Genomic DNA, 371 nt, shown 5'->3' with positions numbered 1-371 from the left:
GGCACCATGCTGTATTTCTTCTTAAGCTCACTCATTCTGGATTGTACTTGCTGTATCTTCTCTGAGTTTTGGGTCAAATAGTCCCTGGCCTGTGAGGTCATTTTTTTCTTTAGCTCACTTTTTGCGTTTTGCTGCTTCAATTGCTCCATGGCTTCCTGGACATCTCCCACTCCGCCATTTTCAGGGTTACCCAATTCTTTAAAATAATCACTGTTCTCTATCTCCTCTTCTACCCTTTGGGTGGCTTTCTCCTTTACCTGATCTACTGTGGTAGAATCAATAGTAATATCAGGAGCCTCTAAACCTGTCTGGCTGGCAAATTCACTTTTTAAAAGGTCTTTGGCTTCCTTAGCTACCGATGCAGAGTCTTT

General features: G+C 42.6%; 1 protein-coding gene. It reads right to left on the bottom strand.

Going from position 1 to position 371, the window contains the following annotated elements:
• A partial coding sequence (locus E1140_RS21115) for a hypothetical protein (protein WP_185153303.1) occupies positions 1–371 on the bottom strand: 371 nt, incomplete at both ends.

The organism is Fulvivirga lutimaris (genome assembly GCF_009711525.1).
Lineage (GTDB): Bacteria > Bacteroidota > Bacteroidia > Cytophagales > Cyclobacteriaceae > Fulvivirga > Fulvivirga lutimaris.
This window is presented reverse-complemented; position numbering and strand designations above follow the sequence as displayed.